We start from the raw sequence: 13,732 nt of genomic DNA, 5'->3' as shown, positions 1-13,732 counted from the left end.
TGGTGTATGCATGTCTGAAAGAATATCTGTAAACAGCTCCACCATGGCAGCGCCACAATCTTCAAGCGGCGTGCGCTTCTGGTATGACCCTAAAGTCCGCAGCGTCCTTTTCCAACTGCTTTTTATCGGGCTTCTGGCTTATTTCTTTGTCACCATTATTGACAATACCACCCAAAATCTTGAAGAGCGTGGCATCACCACGGGTTTTGATTTTCTGTTTAATGAAGCCGGCTTTGGCATACTCCAGAGCCTGATTGAGTACAACGAGACTCATACCTTCGGTAAAACCTTTATTGTTGGTCTGCTGAACACTGCCCTTGTTGCCGTACTCGGGGTGTTTTTATCTACCGTTATTGGTTTTCTGGTAGGCATCGGGCGCCTTTCCAGCAACTGGCTGATTGCCAGGCTCTCTACCGCTTATATCGAGATATTCCGGAATGTTCCCGTTCTTCTGCAGATTCTGTTCTGGTATATCGCCGTTCTCAGCACATTACCTTCCCCCAGGCAGAGCATGGCCTTTGGGGAAATGTTCTTCCTGAATATGCGGGGGCTGTATATTCCTGCTCCGGTTTTTGAAGAAGGATCATCACTGATACTTGTGGCACTGATTGCCGCAGTTGTCCTGGCCATTGCCATAGCTCGCTGGGGTAAACAAAGGCAGATTAAAACAGGTCAGCCTCTGGCGTCATTCCGTATTGGGCTGGGGCTGATTATCGGTCTGCCGGTTCTGGTCTATTTTATTACCGGCCAACCGGTCACATGGGAAGTTCCAGAGCTGAAAGGCTTTAATTTCCGTGGCGGCTTTACTGTTATCCCTGAGTTGATTGCTCTGCTCCTTGGCCTGAGCCTTTACACCGCCTCTTATATTGCGGAAAACGTCAGGGCCGGTATTGAAGCCATTAATAAAGGCCAGCAGGAAGCGGCTGGCGCTTTGGGGTTAAGCCATGGCCAGACCATGCGCCTGGTAGTGATTCCCCAGGCCATGCGGATCGTGATTCCTCCCCTTGCCACCAATTACATGAACCTGATTAAGAACTCATCCCTCGGCATCGCTGCCGGATATCCTGACCTTGTCAATGTATTTATGGGTACAACCCTTAACCAGACCGGTCAGGCGGTTGAAATTGTATTTATGACCATGGCCGTATATCTCACCATGAACCTGCTGGTATCGCTGTTTATGAACTGGTTAAACAAACGTATGGCGCTGGTTGAGCGGTAAGCGGGAAAGGACATTATGATCATTAACGAAAGTACGATTCCTGCCCGCCCTGCACCAGCATCCAGCCGGGGGGTTATTGGGTGGATGCGGGCTAACCTGTTTTCATCCCCGTTAAACACAGTTCTCACCATCACCGGGCTGGCTTTTCTTGGCTGGTTTCTGCCTCCAGTGATTCAGTGGGTATTTATTGATGCGGACTTTATCGGAACCACCAAGGATGCCTGCTCAAGGGAAGGTGCCTGCTGGGTATTTATTAATGCCCGATTTATGCAGTTCCTTTATGGCTTTTACCCCGATGACCAGATCTGGCGGGTCAACCTGTTCTTTGTGGAGATGACTGCGGTTCTGGTCTGGGTTCTCTGGGACAAGATGCCCAAACGTCTGTGGGGCGGTATCTGGTTCCTGACCGGTTTCCCGGCCACCAGTTTTCTGCTGCTGCACGGCGGCTTCGGGCTGGAAATCGTAGACACCCACAAATGGGGTGGCCTGATGCTGACCCTGGTGCTGTCACTGGTAGGCATGGTAATTGCTCTGCCTGTGGGCATTCTTCTAGCCCTGGGCCGACAGTCCCGTATGCCGGCCATCAGTTCCTTCTGTACCGTATTTATTGAGCTTTGGCGTGGCGTTCCTCTGATCACAATCCTGTTTATGGCTTCGGTGATGCTGCCCCTGTTTGTGCCCGGTGACATTGAACTGAACAAGTTGATTCGGGCCATGATTGGTATCAGCCTGTTTGAAGCGGCATTGATTGCTGAGGTTATTCGGGGCGGTCTGCAGGCTATGCCCAAAGGTCAGTACGAAGCGGCCAATGCCATGGGCCTGAGTTACTGGCAGGGTATGCGACTGGTGATTATGCCTCAGGTGCTGAAGATCTCGATTCCCGGCATTGTGAATACCTTTGTTCAACTGTTTAAAGACACCAGCCTTGTATTGATTATCGGACTGTTTGATCTGCTGGCGGTCATGCAGGCGGGCATAGCCTCGGTGGAGTGGCCCAACGTCGCCATTGAAGGCTTCGTCTTTACCTCCTTTGTGTTCTGGCTGTTTTGCTTTGGCATATCCCGCTACAGCTACCATCTGGAACGCAAACTGGATACGGGGCATAAGCAGTAGGGGTACACATAGTAAAAGCCGGGAAATGTCTGTTTGAAGATATAAACATGCAGACATTTCCATCGAAAACAAACGGTCATAAATAAGACATAGAATCGTCACCGAATAACCAGAAGGCCCGGCCAATCAGTTCCGGCCGGGTAACAGGAAAATCGCTATGCACGCAGAACTCGAACAACCAGTAAAAAGCGCCACTGATGACGCCCCCGCTGAAACCATGATCTCCCTGCAGGGGGTAAACAAATGGTACGGTGATTTTCATGTGCTGAAGGATATTAATCTCACCGTCACCAAGGGTGAGCGTATTGTTGTCTGCGGCCCGTCCGGTTCTGGCAAATCCACTATGATCCGCTGCATCAACCGGCTGGAAGAGCATCAGGAAGGTATTATTGATGTTAATGGTGTCACCCTGACCAACGATCTGAAGAACATTGAACATATCCGTAAGGATGTGGGCATGGTGTTCCAGCACTTTAATCTTTTCCCCCACCTGACAGTACTGGAAAACTGCACTCTGGCACCTGTCTGGGTTCATAAAATACCCAAACAGGAAGCCGAAGAGATCGCCATGAAATTCCTGGAGCGGGTGAAAATACCGGATCAGGCCAACAAGTTCCCGGGACAGCTTTCCGGCGGACAGCAGCAGCGTGTAGCCATTGCCCGCAGTCTGTGTATGAACCCGCAGGTCATGCTGTTTGATGAACCAACCTCAGCCCTTGACCCGGAAATGATCAAGGAAGTGCTCGACGTTATGGTTGAGCTGGCGGAAGAGGGCATGACCATGATCTGCGTAACCCATGAGATGGGTTTTGCCCGTACAGTGGCTAATCGAGTGATCTTTATGGATGGCGGACAGATTATTGAAGAGAACGCGCCTGAGCCTTTCTTTAATAATCCTCAGTCTGAAAGAACTAAGTTGTTCCTCAGCCAGATCCTCAGCCACTGACGGTTTCTTGATTGAAGTACAGGCAGAATCAAAACGCTACCTGTACTTTTCCTGCTTTTTAACAGCAGATACTGTGTCACCATAATCCCACGGGTTACCACTGGCATCTAACCTCTCTCCCCGCCCTTTAAAGGATTCACCAACTCTTGTTTTTTCGTTTTACAGTAGCGAACATAGATATTATTGAACTAAAAAATTCCAGCAGTATGCGACTGATTCATAGAAAGGAAGACTATAGGATTATCTCATGGCCAGACCGACCCGATTTAAAGGCATTCTCATCGAACCAAACGGCAAGAAGCGGTTTAATGGGCAACCTCTCTACTCCGGTAATCAATATATAAGAGAGAAACATTCATTCTATGCCAATTGTGTGCGAGATCTTGACAGAATTAACGCAACAACTATTGGCGCAGACCTTTTAAAACTCATTGGCAAACGCAATGAGGGAGTCGGCACCCACGGCAGCGGAAATGACCGGACGGTAACGATCTACTTCAGACCAAGTTCTAAAAATGAAGGAGCCAGCTCCGGCGCTTCAGGTAATATTCAGGACAAGTATCGCATTGCAAAGAAATTCGGAGACCGTGAGTTCCAGTTTGCCGGGGCGGGCAGTAAGGTGAGCATCGACATGCACAACGATGACCGCAGCGCTGGAATTTATACTCGGCTTTGTGGCATCCCGACACCAACATGGATTGTATTGGCCCATGAGCTCATACACGCATGGCACACTCTCAGCGGGACAAATCATAGCGAAACGGTGGATGTTCCCGGCAAAGTCTCTGTTGCCCGGGAAGAAATGTACACTACCGGACTTGGTGTTTACGCGAACACCAGAATCAGTGAAAACGCTATTCGGCGGGAAGCTGGGTTGCCAACGCGAGAGTATTACACATTCGAAACGGATCACACCTTCATTTGTTCTCAGATGTCAGATGCTCCACATGTTATATCCAGGAGATTACACCTGGAAGCTATAGAAGGGTATGACAATGACTAATCATAATTGGCCATATATTCGCTGACGTCCGAGCTCTTATCAAAAAGGGCTGCCAACAGGCAGCCCTTTTTCTTACTCACCAATATTTTTCTTAACAGGTTCGGCTTTCTTCATATCAGGATAGGTGATACGACACTGTGGGAAAGCAGGCCCTAACAAGGGGAGCTTTCTCTCAGGACATTTCCAACACCATCATCACACTGCATCAGGCATGTACCCGACCCACACCGGACATCCCATAATCCCGTACCATCCGGGCATTGAGAGATACTACAACTGTCCAGAACCTGACAATACTCATCGCTGGAGCAACTGTGATTTGCAACAGCAAAAGGGCTGAGCGTTAAAACCATGCATGTACCAAAAGAAAACAAGCCAGTCAGAAATAAACGCCTCATCAGTCTACCCTCTACCGCTCTGGAAACGCGGAAAGCGTCTCGGCTCAGTCCAATATAGTATATTGCGCAGCTTCCCTCTTCCTGCACTTGAAAAGTTACCCTCAGTTTATAAATTAATTTATTTCCAACAGCTCAACATCAAAAATCAACGTAGCACCGGGAGGAATCATCCCTGCACCATCATTTCCGTAAGCCAGCCGGCTGGGAATAAAGAAACGGGTTTTCTCACCAACAACCATTAGCTGAACCCCTTCTGTCCAGCCTTTAATGACCTGATTAAGACCAAAAGCAATGGGCTGCCCACGGTCTACAGAGCTATCAAACACCCGACCATCAATCAGGGTTCCATGGTAATGCACGGTGACATTACTGGTGGCAGTAGGGTGCTCTGTACCGGTTCCTTCTTTCAAAACCGTGTACTGAAGGCCGGATTCAGTCGTCTTTACGCCAATAACAGTCTGATTGTCTTCCAGATATTTTTTGCCAAGAGCGATATTCTCCAGCGCAGCTTTTTTCTGGTTGGACATACGCTTCATATACAAAACCACCAGCCCAACAATAATAATAACTGCAAGTATTTTAAACATGGTTATTCCCCAGAATGAGTGCTGGTGCCTGTTGTAACAAAATCAAAAGGGTTTGGCTCCCACATTTTCTGTGGAAGCCAATACAGAGTTAATTCTTGTGACCGGTATTCAACTGGCCTTCCAGCCACTGGCTGTACTGGGACATCCCAAAGCAGAACACAAAGAATATCGCTGCCCCAACAAAGTAGGCTTCCATGTAGTAGGGGGTCCAGGGCGGATCAGCGCTAAAGGCGACCCGTGCGGTATTAAGAACATCAAACAGCCCGATAATCACCACCAGTGAGCTGTCCTTAAAGGTACTGATAATGGTACTGACCAAGGGCGGGATCGAAATTTTCAACGCCTGGGGCAAAATAATCATGCGAGTCGCCTGCCAGTAACTCAACCCCATGGCATCAGCCGCTTCATATTGACCTTTGGGAATCGCCTGCAAGCCACCGCGAATCACCTCTGCCATATAAGCCGCCGAGAAAATAATCACCCCCACCTGGGCACGAAGCAGCTTATTGATGGTCAGCTCTTCCGGCATAAACAAAGGCAGCAGGAATGAAGCCATAAACAGAATACTGATCAACGGCACCGCCCGCACCAGTTCGATATAAAAAACACAAACAGTACGAATCAGGTTCATCTCTGAACGGCGCCCAAGGGCCAGCAGAACGCCCAGAGGCAAAGCAAAGCATACGGAAATCACCGCCAGCCCCAGTGTCAGCGGCAAACCTCCCCATTTACTGGTAGGTACATCACTTAATCCGAATATACCTCCGCCCATCAGGATAAAGCTCAGTGTGACCACTACCAGCCAGGCAGCCAGAAGCCAGGGCTTCCAAAAGGCGCGAATGCCACTGGTCAGCATCATGGCAATCAGCAGCATGCTGGTGACCAAGGGGCGCCATTGCTCTTCATAGGGGTAAAAGCCAAAGAGCATAAACCGGTGTTTTACGGTTATCAGGGACCAGCAGGCTCCACCAGCGTCCTTACAGGCGGCCACGGTCTGTTTGGTGATATCCGCAGCATCTCCTTCCGCGCCCAAAACGCCCCAGGTGGCATTAATAAAAAACCAGTTCACTAAACCCGGTAGCAACAGCCAGAGTCCGTAAAGGCAAACAGCGGTCAGCAGCGTGTTCAAGGGTGAACTGAAAAGATTGGTTTTCAGCCAGAATACCAGTCCACTACTTCTTACCGGCACAGGGCGGGCTGGTAAGGGTTCAGCATGAATAACAGCCATAATTCTTTCCTTACCTTTCCGTCAGAGCCACACGGTCGTTGTACCAGTTCATAAACAGTGAGGTGCTCAGACTGGTACACAGATAAACCAGCATAATCAGAGCAATACACTCCACCGCCTGACCAGTCTGGTTCAGGGTTGTTCCGCCGATAGAAACCAGATCGGGGTAGCCAATCGCCACGCCAAGGGAACTGTTCTTTATCACATTCATATACTGGCTGGTGGTGGGAGGAATAATCACCCGCAGGGCCTGGGGCAGAATCACCAGCCGCTGGCTGCGCATGGGAGACAAACCAAGAGAGCTGGCCGCTTCCTGCTGACCTTTATTGATAGCAAGAATACCGCTGCGTACATTCTCTGCGATAAATGCGCTGGTATAGGTCACCAGTCCCACCAGCAGGCAGAGAAACTCCGTGGTAATTTCCGCGCCACCGGCAAAGTTAAAGCCTTTCAGGGCAGGCATATCGATAACAATATTTTCCGGCCCACATAACCAGCCAATCAGTGCGCCAAGGCCGATTAAACCAACCGCAGGCAATAAAACAGGCAACTGTCGTCCGCTGTCCCGCTGAATCACTTTGGCCCGCCTGCTCCAAAACAATGCGGCGGCAATACCAACAACCAGTCCAGCCAATAACAGATAAAAATCAGCATTCGCTTCCAGCACCGGAATATATAAACCACGGTTACTGAAGAATATTCCGGGAACAGGGCTTAAAGCCTGCCGGGTACCGGGCAGGGCATGGGTAAATAATGCGTACCAGAAGAACAACTGCAGGATCAACGGCACATTACGCATGTACTCAACATAAATACGGGTTAAATTTTTTACCAGCCAGTTGGGAGATAACCGGGCAACACCGATTATTACGCCAATCACTGTCGCCAGAACAATAGCTACAAGACTGACTCTCAGGGTATTCACAAGGCCAACAATAAATGCGCGGCCAAAACTGTCTTTGGAGGAGTAAGCGATAATCGTATCGCCAATATCAAACCCGGCCTGCTGAGCAAGGAAGCCCAGCCCTATGGGAATATTCCGGGCATTCAGGTTGGTAACCAGATTTGAAACAAGATAATAAGCGGTACTGGCAATAACCAGAAAAGCTACAGCCTGAATAATCAGTGAGCGGATTTTAGGATCATTCCAGAAATGTGTGCGGGGAGGGCTTAGCGCCCTTTGGCCGGTGATGCCGGCTGAATTGCTATTGTCGTACATTAAACAACCTGCCCGGGAGACTACAACCCGAAAAGCCAGCCACATTCACTCAAAATCAAATGCAGCCAGTCTTTCGGTCTCTTTCATTAAAACGTCACGTAACTGCGTGAGTTATTAACGAATTTTTTTAGCGAACGGGCGGTGCGTACAGAATGCCGCCCAGGCTCCACAGGCTGTTCATGCCACGCTCGATTTTCAGCGGAGTTTCAGGGCCGACATTACGCTCGAAAATCTCGCCGTAATTACCCACAGCACTGATGGCACGGTAAGCCCAGCCGTTATCCAGACCAATCTTCTCGCCCAGGTTTCCGTTGGCACCCAGCAGACGCTGAACGGCAGGATCTTTGCTCATCTTCATCTTCTCAACATTGGCAGAAGTAATCCCCATCTCTTCAGCGTTGATAAGTGCGTAAGCGATCCAGCGAACCAGGGAGAACCACTGGGGGTCATTGGCGCGAACGGCCAGAGACAGAGGCTCTTTGGAGATAATTTCCGGCAGGATGACATAATCATCAGGGTTGCCCGGCGCGTTGGTACGAATACCGGCCATCGCAATACGATCTGCTGTCAGAACATCGCAGCGACCGCTGAAGAAAGCCGCACGCTCTTCGGAGCGGTCTTCAAAAACAACCGGCTTGTAGCTCATGTTGTGCTTGTTGAAGTAATCAGCCAGGTTCAACTCAGAAGTGTTGCCGGTACGGGTACAAACAGAAGCACCGTTCAGCTCAGTAGCGGATTTCACCCCCAGATCCTTGCGTACCATAAAGCCCTGGCCATCGTAGATGGTAGTAGCGGCAAAGCTCAGGCCCATGCCTGCATCGCGGCTCATAGTCCAGGTGGTGGTACGGCTGAGAACGTCAACCTCACCGCTCTGCAGAGCAGTCAGGCGCTGCTTGGAGGTCAGGGGAATGTACTCAACCTTGTCCGGGTCATTGAAAACTGCCGCCGAAATTGCACGGCAGAAATCCACATCAAAGCCGGCCATTTTGCCTTTAGAATCCGGAGCGGAAAAGCCAGGGGTCTTACCATTGGAACCACACAGCAGCTTGCCACGTTTTTGAACTGTCTCCAGAGTTGAAGCGCTGACAGAACCCGCCAGCACTGTCAGGCCAAGGATACTGGCAGTAAGAAGCTTCCATGATTTCATCACTATATTACTCTCGCATTTTTCCTGGTGTTCTATCTATCTTTCTGACTGCGCACAGTTAAAAAGTACGTAAGTACAAAATAATGTATGCATTCGGTATGCATAGCACTGTCTGACTGCGGGATCACCAAAGTCGGAACTGACATTGCAAATCAGGTGCCTGTTTGTATATGGCACCCATCTACAGCGAACGGGATGAAATGGTATTGCATTTATGTTGCAACTTTATAACAGCCTGAAGGCTGAGGAGAGAAGAAGAGAGAGGACTGGAGGGTAAAGGGTCAGGCGGCAGAATTCTCTGCCACCTGTTAAACAAAGAACAATCAGATCAAGTGACCATTACGGGCCAGATACCAGCGGGCCTGTTGTTCCTGAAGGGCTTTTTTCAGTTCGCAGTAGCGAGTGTGGGCTTCTGAAGCTTCCCACTGTTTTCTCAGGTCTTCGGCCTTGGCTTCCAGCTTTTGCTGGCGCAGATCTGCCCACTCTTTCAGGGTGTGCAGCATGGCTTCATATTGCTCTTCCAGCTGGGCCAGCGTTTTTTCACAGCCCATTCTTCCTTCAGCTCTCTTGTATTCCATGGTTAGAAGAGCTTTCTGGATTCTGTATTCATTCACCTTTTTCAGACCGGAAGCCAGCTTAAGTTTGGAAGCAGTCCAGATAATCCATTTAGTCGGGTCATACTGCCACCAGCGAATACCGTTGCGGTAATCTGTTTGGAAAATATGGTGGTAGTTATGGTAACCCTCACCCCAGGTAAACAGTGACAGAACGTCATTATCCCGGGCAGTATTTCTGTCGGTATAAGGACGACGCCCCCAGATATGGGCCAGGGAGTTAATAAAGAAAGTGCTGTGATGGGAAATAACCAGGCGCAGAACACCTACCAGCAACAGACTGGCCAGCACATCTCCGTGCCACAGTCCCAGCAACAGAGGCACACCAAAGTTCATCGCCAGCACAATAGGCACATAATACGTGTGCTGCCACATCACGATGGCGTCTTTCTGCAGATCCTTGATACCGGAGAAATCCCCTGACTTTTTATCATAAGAGCGCAGCATCCAGCCAATATGAGAGAACCAGAAACCCCGGCTGGCGGAGTAAGGGTCTTTATCATAGTCGTCCACATGGGCATGGTGACGGCGGTGACCGGAAGCCCAGTGCAGTACGCTGTTCTGAACTGCCATGGCACCCCAGAGAGCAAACCACAATCTGAGACTCCAGTGAGCTTTGTAAGCCCTGTGTGACCAGAGACGATGGTACCCGGCTGTAATCGCTGTGCCATTAAACATAAAGACCACGGCAAACATGGCCCACTCAAAGGCATCGTAGCCGTGAACTATTCCATACCAGGGAACAGCCGTTACCGCCACAAGAAACGTGAAGGAGAAAAGCAGTGTGGTAACAGCAATCAAAGGCGGTTTTTGCATTAGAACTCTCTTAACTTCCTTTTATACTTCATGGTCGTATAGTACGTGAAACTGCCTGAAAGTTTGTTTCTATTTGTCACAAAATCCAGTAACTGGTTTTCATCAATCACTAAAACCACAAATATACATCAAGTAAGGGTTGAGCCTGAACTCTTCATCAGCCAGTCCACAAAACCTATTTTTATGTTTTTTATACTTTTGCGAAGACTGCTTATGCAATTTTTTTTCTCTTGACTATTTTAGTCTATCCAATAACACAAACGGTGAAATATAAATGGCTTTGCACTCCTCTGCCTTCGGCTTGTCTGCCAGGATGCAATGGATCACGGCCCTTGGTGTTTTCCTGTTTCTGTCTGTTCTCACTTCAGGAAGTTTTGGGGGAGAATTTTCTGATACCTCCCTCTCTGTTGTGGCCTGGAGAGAACTTCTTGCCGCTGACCGAGGCTATGTATCCACAACATCCCGGGGAGAGTTTTCTAACGTTATAAGGAAGGAAATTGCAGCCCTCAAGAACATAAAACCGGATGCCCTGATCCAGATTCTGGCCCAGGATGCCGAGTCCCCTGTCTGGAACGAGGATATTGACCCTGTTGATATTATTTTCCAGGCTCCCCTTCCAAAGAAGCCAGAAACATACAGCCGACTCTGCTGCGCCATGAACTACTGCCTGAGCAAATGGCGATGCGCCAGAAATATACTGCGTACAGAGGCACGAACCCGGGACAATGCCGCCCTTAGTATGGCTATGAGTATTCTGAAGCACTGGAGAGAGTTACCAGAATATTTAACAGAAAAGAAAATCACTTATACGGACCATATCAGAGAGTTTCACTTACCAATCAAGCTGTTAATGGAGTACTGGGTTCGTCACCCCCTTAACGCTCTTCTGTCGATACAAAAAGACTCTCCTGCAGCAACCCCTTCCGTTATCTCTTCACCAGTCTCTGATGAGTCGCAGTTTATGGATCACTCCTCTCCTACAGAAGGTGAAGAAACACACACGACTCTCAACCCTCCAGTCCTGTCAGTCATGAATCTGATGAACCGACTGGAGCAAATCTCAATAACAGACTCAAATGACAGTTCGGGTTTCGATGAGGATCTGACCCTCGACCATTTGGCAGATAATCTTGACCTTGTAGAAACTCTCTCGGAAGCATTCCTGACCATTCTGGCCAGTTCATCGGTCAGGACAAATCAGGTTTTATCCAGAAACCTTGTTTCCACGTACGCCAGCCTGCGGAATCAGCTTCATAATCCACGGTCGATAGAGCTTTTTATCCTTGAAAATTATCCTTTCCTTCTGTCGGGAGATCAGAGAAAGCAGATTAACTGGCTGATAAAAGTGTTCGAGGCTCCTGCGGAGTACAGACCGGAACAGTCGGTTTTTTATGCCTTTAAAGACCAGCTTGTTCTAGCGGATGTCAGAACTCTGAAGCAGCGCTTCCTGCGCAGCATGTTTAAAGGGAAACCATTACTTTCTCTTTCTGAGATTTCAGCCATCAGTGGTTCTGATACATCACTGGCTAACACCAGGCAACAGGCACTTATGGAAGCATACAGGACAACACGGGAAGCCCTAAGTGGACCGGATAGATATGAGTTTATGGCAGAAGACCAGTCCCAGTACCCGGAGACTAAACTTACCGCAGAGACTCTTAAAGACCACCCGGGACTGGCACTGTCCCTGGCAGGCAGATTATCCCGCCCCCTGCAGTTACCCCCGGTCAGACCTGTTCCCCTGGATAACAGCAACCGGTCAAAAGCCCAAAAGCTTATAGATATTATTATCAAGAAGCTTGGCCAGGGAACCGGCAAAGATGCAGAAAACCTGTTTCACCATTTCACCTCTTCGGACTGGTGTTCAGGTAGAAGCTGTATCATGTCAAAGAAAGAGTTTCAAAGAGTCCGGAATATGGTGAAAATGGTCTCGGAAAATAAAGAGCGAGGTAGCAGCACTCTTGTCAGTATTCTCGAAGAACCTTCTGATAAGCCCTAACCTGTTGATACCTTTTCCTCCTCCAGTCTTTTAACCGTCATCCTGAAACACTCATCAACAGTCGGAGCGCCGGGTTTTTGCAGTGGATCAAGCTCTCTTAATCCCTGCTCTATCACCCTTAACATAAACCGCGGGTCTTTGAGATGCGCTTTCATAAGCTCATCCTCTTCCTCCACAACCCTGTCAGCCAGAAGAATTTTTCCGCCAAGTTCTATATAACCACAGTACTCTTTCTTTAATTCAAGGAACTCTTTCCCAGGCATGCACCTGACATCCCTCAGGAACAGGAGTATGCGATATCTGTCACCATCTCTGTACAGGAGATAAGTGCCCGTACGCGAGCATTTATCCTCCCTGCTCTCGCCACCATGTTTCCACTGTTCCAGCCAGGCTTCTGCCATCCTGGCAAGCTGATCTTTATCCGTTGATGAAAGTTGTATCGTGGTAAACGGATGATCCAGAAGATGAACATCGACATCACCATAGCTCCAGTGGGGCTCTGGACAAACCTTCGCGTTTACAATAGGAAGGTTATCCTTACGCATTAACGGCACATGGTGATGCTGGGGAATTGTCGCGCCAGCGCCTGGAATATGGGCGTTCTGACAGGCCATATAGCCAGGCGCTTCATCCAGCACTGCCATATGATCCTGAAGACTTTTGAAATCATGATGCATCCACTTATGGTCTTCCTCAATAAACACCAGATGCCCTGGACCATAAGGGTACGGAGATGGATGGAGAAAATAACGTGTACCGTTAATCTCCAGAAAGAAAGCCCGCATTTTCTCATTTTTTGGATTATTCTGGTCCGCGATATTTTCGGGACATATCCAGCACTTTGCCCTTCCGGGAAACTGAGCTTTCTTTATATTTGCGTAGTTAAGGGAGTACTGAGTCCTTCTGTGGTCAATAAAGGCTTCATAGGTCATGCCCCTGGTACGATGTTTGTAGGAGTAATGGGTCTGGCCCTGCTCCCAGTCCTTTATATGTCCGGTGTAAATATTGATATCAAAGAGCCGGCCCATGGCTGCTTCAAGTCCATGGCTTTGGTATACACTCTCAAGATGATCTTGAACGATCCTTTGCGTCAGCTGTGAGGAATCAGGAAAGACAGCTTCCAGGGCCGGCAACTGCTGATGAACAGAATTCCCACTGTCAGACCTGGCCACTTTTCTCCTGGTAACATCCGTACCCTCCACTGGTTGGGAGTCCACTCGTCCCAGGGCTTTTGGCTCCTCTACAGTCACAGTGCTTCTTTTACGTTTCCGTGTGAATGTGGATTCCACCACATCATCCAATGATATTGGAAATAAAGGGGCGGGTCTGATAGGGGCAGCCATAGCTCTCTCCTGACAACATAACAGAGTTATTCTTCAGTAAGAACTGTCAACAAAAGAGAAGTTCCTCCCCAGTAATAACCTGACTGTCAGGTTTTCT

11 protein-coding genes are annotated in these 13,732 nt (G+C 49.0%); 5 read left to right on the top strand and 6 right to left on the bottom strand.

The features are described from left to right. The first annotated feature begins 10 nt into the window (after nucleotides 1-10). The 4 genes from ACY2RQ_RS02550 to ACY2RQ_RS02535 all read left to right on the top strand — a co-directional run bounded on the left by ACY2RQ_RS02550 (nucleotide 11) and on the right by ACY2RQ_RS02535 (nucleotide 4,284). Nucleotides 11-1,222: an amino acid ABC transporter permease gene (locus ACY2RQ_RS02550; protein WP_490111385.1), complete on the top strand. Its 1,212-nt coding sequence runs from the start codon at nucleotides 11-13 to the stop codon at nucleotides 1,220-1,222. Nucleotides 1,223-1,237: 15 nt separating this feature from the next. Continuing rightward, a complete protein-coding gene (locus ACY2RQ_RS02545; protein ID WP_490111384.1) occupies nucleotides 1,238-2,335 on the top strand; it encodes an amino acid ABC transporter permease in 1,098 nt (365 codons plus the stop codon). Between the two features lie 217 nt (nucleotides 2,336-2,552). After that, nucleotides 2,553-3,281, top strand: coding sequence for an amino acid ABC transporter ATP-binding protein (locus ACY2RQ_RS02540; RefSeq protein ID WP_490111569.1), 729 nt, complete (start codon nucleotides 2,553-2,555; stop codon nucleotides 3,279-3,281). A gap of 247 nt (nucleotides 3,282-3,528) precedes the next feature. Then, on the top strand, nucleotides 3,529-4,284 hold the full coding sequence (locus ACY2RQ_RS02535; RefSeq protein ID WP_490111383.1) for a M91 family zinc metallopeptidase: 756 nt from the start codon (nucleotides 3,529-3,531) through the stop codon (nucleotides 4,282-4,284). Nucleotides 4,285-4,795: 511 nt separating this feature from the next. Here the strand turns inward: ACY2RQ_RS02535 and bamJ are convergent. From bamJ to ACY2RQ_RS02510, 5 genes are all read right to left on the bottom strand, one after another. After that, nucleotides 4,796-5,269 (bottom strand): BamJ family beta-barrel-assembly machinery protein, encoded by a 474-nt coding sequence (bamJ, locus tag ACY2RQ_RS02530; RefSeq protein WP_490111382.1) that lies wholly within the window; start codon nucleotides 5,267-5,269, stop codon nucleotides 4,796-4,798. A gap of 88 nt (nucleotides 5,270-5,357) precedes the next feature. After that, nucleotides 5,358-6,497 (bottom strand): amino acid ABC transporter permease, encoded by a 1,140-nt coding sequence (locus tag ACY2RQ_RS02525; protein WP_490111381.1) that lies wholly within the window; start codon nucleotides 6,495-6,497, stop codon nucleotides 5,358-5,360. Between the two features lie 10 nt (nucleotides 6,498-6,507). Further along, nucleotides 6,508-7,716 carry an amino acid ABC transporter permease gene (locus tag ACY2RQ_RS02520; RefSeq protein ID WP_490111380.1) on the bottom strand — a complete coding sequence of 403 codons (1,209 nt, stop codon included), beginning with the start codon at nucleotides 7,714-7,716 and terminating at the stop codon, nucleotides 6,508-6,510. Between the two features lie 127 nt (nucleotides 7,717-7,843). Continuing rightward, complete coding sequence (locus ACY2RQ_RS02515; RefSeq protein ID WP_490111379.1) at nucleotides 7,844-8,863, bottom strand: amino acid ABC transporter substrate-binding protein; 1,020 nt, start codon at nucleotides 8,861-8,863, stop codon at nucleotides 7,844-7,846. Between the two features lie 323 nt (nucleotides 8,864-9,186). Next, the gene (locus ACY2RQ_RS02510) at nucleotides 9,187-10,293 is read right to left on the bottom strand and encodes an acyl-CoA desaturase (RefSeq protein ID WP_490111378.1); all 1,107 of its coding nucleotides are present in this window, start codon (nucleotides 10,291-10,293) and stop codon (nucleotides 9,187-9,189) included. 274 nt (nucleotides 10,294-10,567) lie between these two features. Here ACY2RQ_RS02510 and ACY2RQ_RS02505 point away from each other — a divergent pair, with 274 nt between their 5' ends. After that, the gene (locus ACY2RQ_RS02505; protein ID WP_490111377.1) at nucleotides 10,568-12,292 is read left to right on the top strand and encodes a hypothetical protein; all 1,725 of its coding nucleotides are present in this window, start codon (nucleotides 10,568-10,570) and stop codon (nucleotides 12,290-12,292) included. Here the strand turns inward: ACY2RQ_RS02505 and ACY2RQ_RS02500 are convergent. Then, nucleotides 12,289-13,635: a hypothetical protein gene (locus tag ACY2RQ_RS02500; protein WP_490111376.1), complete on the bottom strand. Its 1,347-nt coding sequence runs from the start codon at nucleotides 13,633-13,635 to the stop codon at nucleotides 12,289-12,291. The two genes, ACY2RQ_RS02505 and ACY2RQ_RS02500, sit on opposite strands and share 4 nt — an antisense overlap. Between the last annotated feature and the right edge of the window lie 97 nt (nucleotides 13,636-13,732).

Source organism: Parendozoicomonas sp. 209JJ7-1 (assembly GCF_058147085.1).
This window is presented reverse-complemented; position numbering and strand designations above follow the sequence as displayed.

Coding starts and splice junctions, on each gene's coding strand:
- ACY2RQ_RS02550 (WP_490111385.1), top strand. CDS start 11: ATGTCTGAAAGAATATCTGTAAACAGCTCCACCATGGCAGCGCCACAA.
- ACY2RQ_RS02545 (WP_490111384.1), top strand. CDS start 1,238: ATGATCATTAACGAAAGTACGATTCCTGCCCGCCCTGCACCAGCATCC.
- ACY2RQ_RS02540 (WP_490111569.1), top strand. CDS start 2,553: ATGATCTCCCTGCAGGGGGTAAACAAATGGTACGGTGATTTTCATGTG.
- ACY2RQ_RS02535 (WP_490111383.1), top strand. CDS start 3,529: ATGGCCAGACCGACCCGATTTAAAGGCATTCTCATCGAACCAAACGGC.
- bamJ (WP_490111382.1), bottom strand. CDS start 5,269: ATGTTTAAAATACTTGCAGTTATTATTATTGTTGGGCTGGTGGTTTTG.
- ACY2RQ_RS02525 (WP_490111381.1), bottom strand. CDS start 6,497: ATGGCTGTTATTCATGCTGAACCCTTACCAGCCCGCCCTGTGCCGGTA.
- ACY2RQ_RS02520 (WP_490111380.1), bottom strand. CDS start 7,716: ATGTACGACAATAGCAATTCAGCCGGCATCACCGGCCAAAGGGCGCTA.
- ACY2RQ_RS02515 (WP_490111379.1), bottom strand. CDS start 8,863: ATGAAATCATGGAAGCTTCTTACTGCCAGTATCCTTGGCCTGACAGTG.
- ACY2RQ_RS02510 (WP_490111378.1), bottom strand. CDS start 10,293: ATGCAAAAACCGCCTTTGATTGCTGTTACCACACTGCTTTTCTCCTTC.
- ACY2RQ_RS02505 (WP_490111377.1), top strand. CDS start 10,568: ATGGCTTTGCACTCCTCTGCCTTCGGCTTGTCTGCCAGGATGCAATGG.
- ACY2RQ_RS02500 (WP_490111376.1), bottom strand. CDS start 13,635: ATGGCTGCCCCTATCAGACCCGCCCCTTTATTTCCAATATCATTGGAT.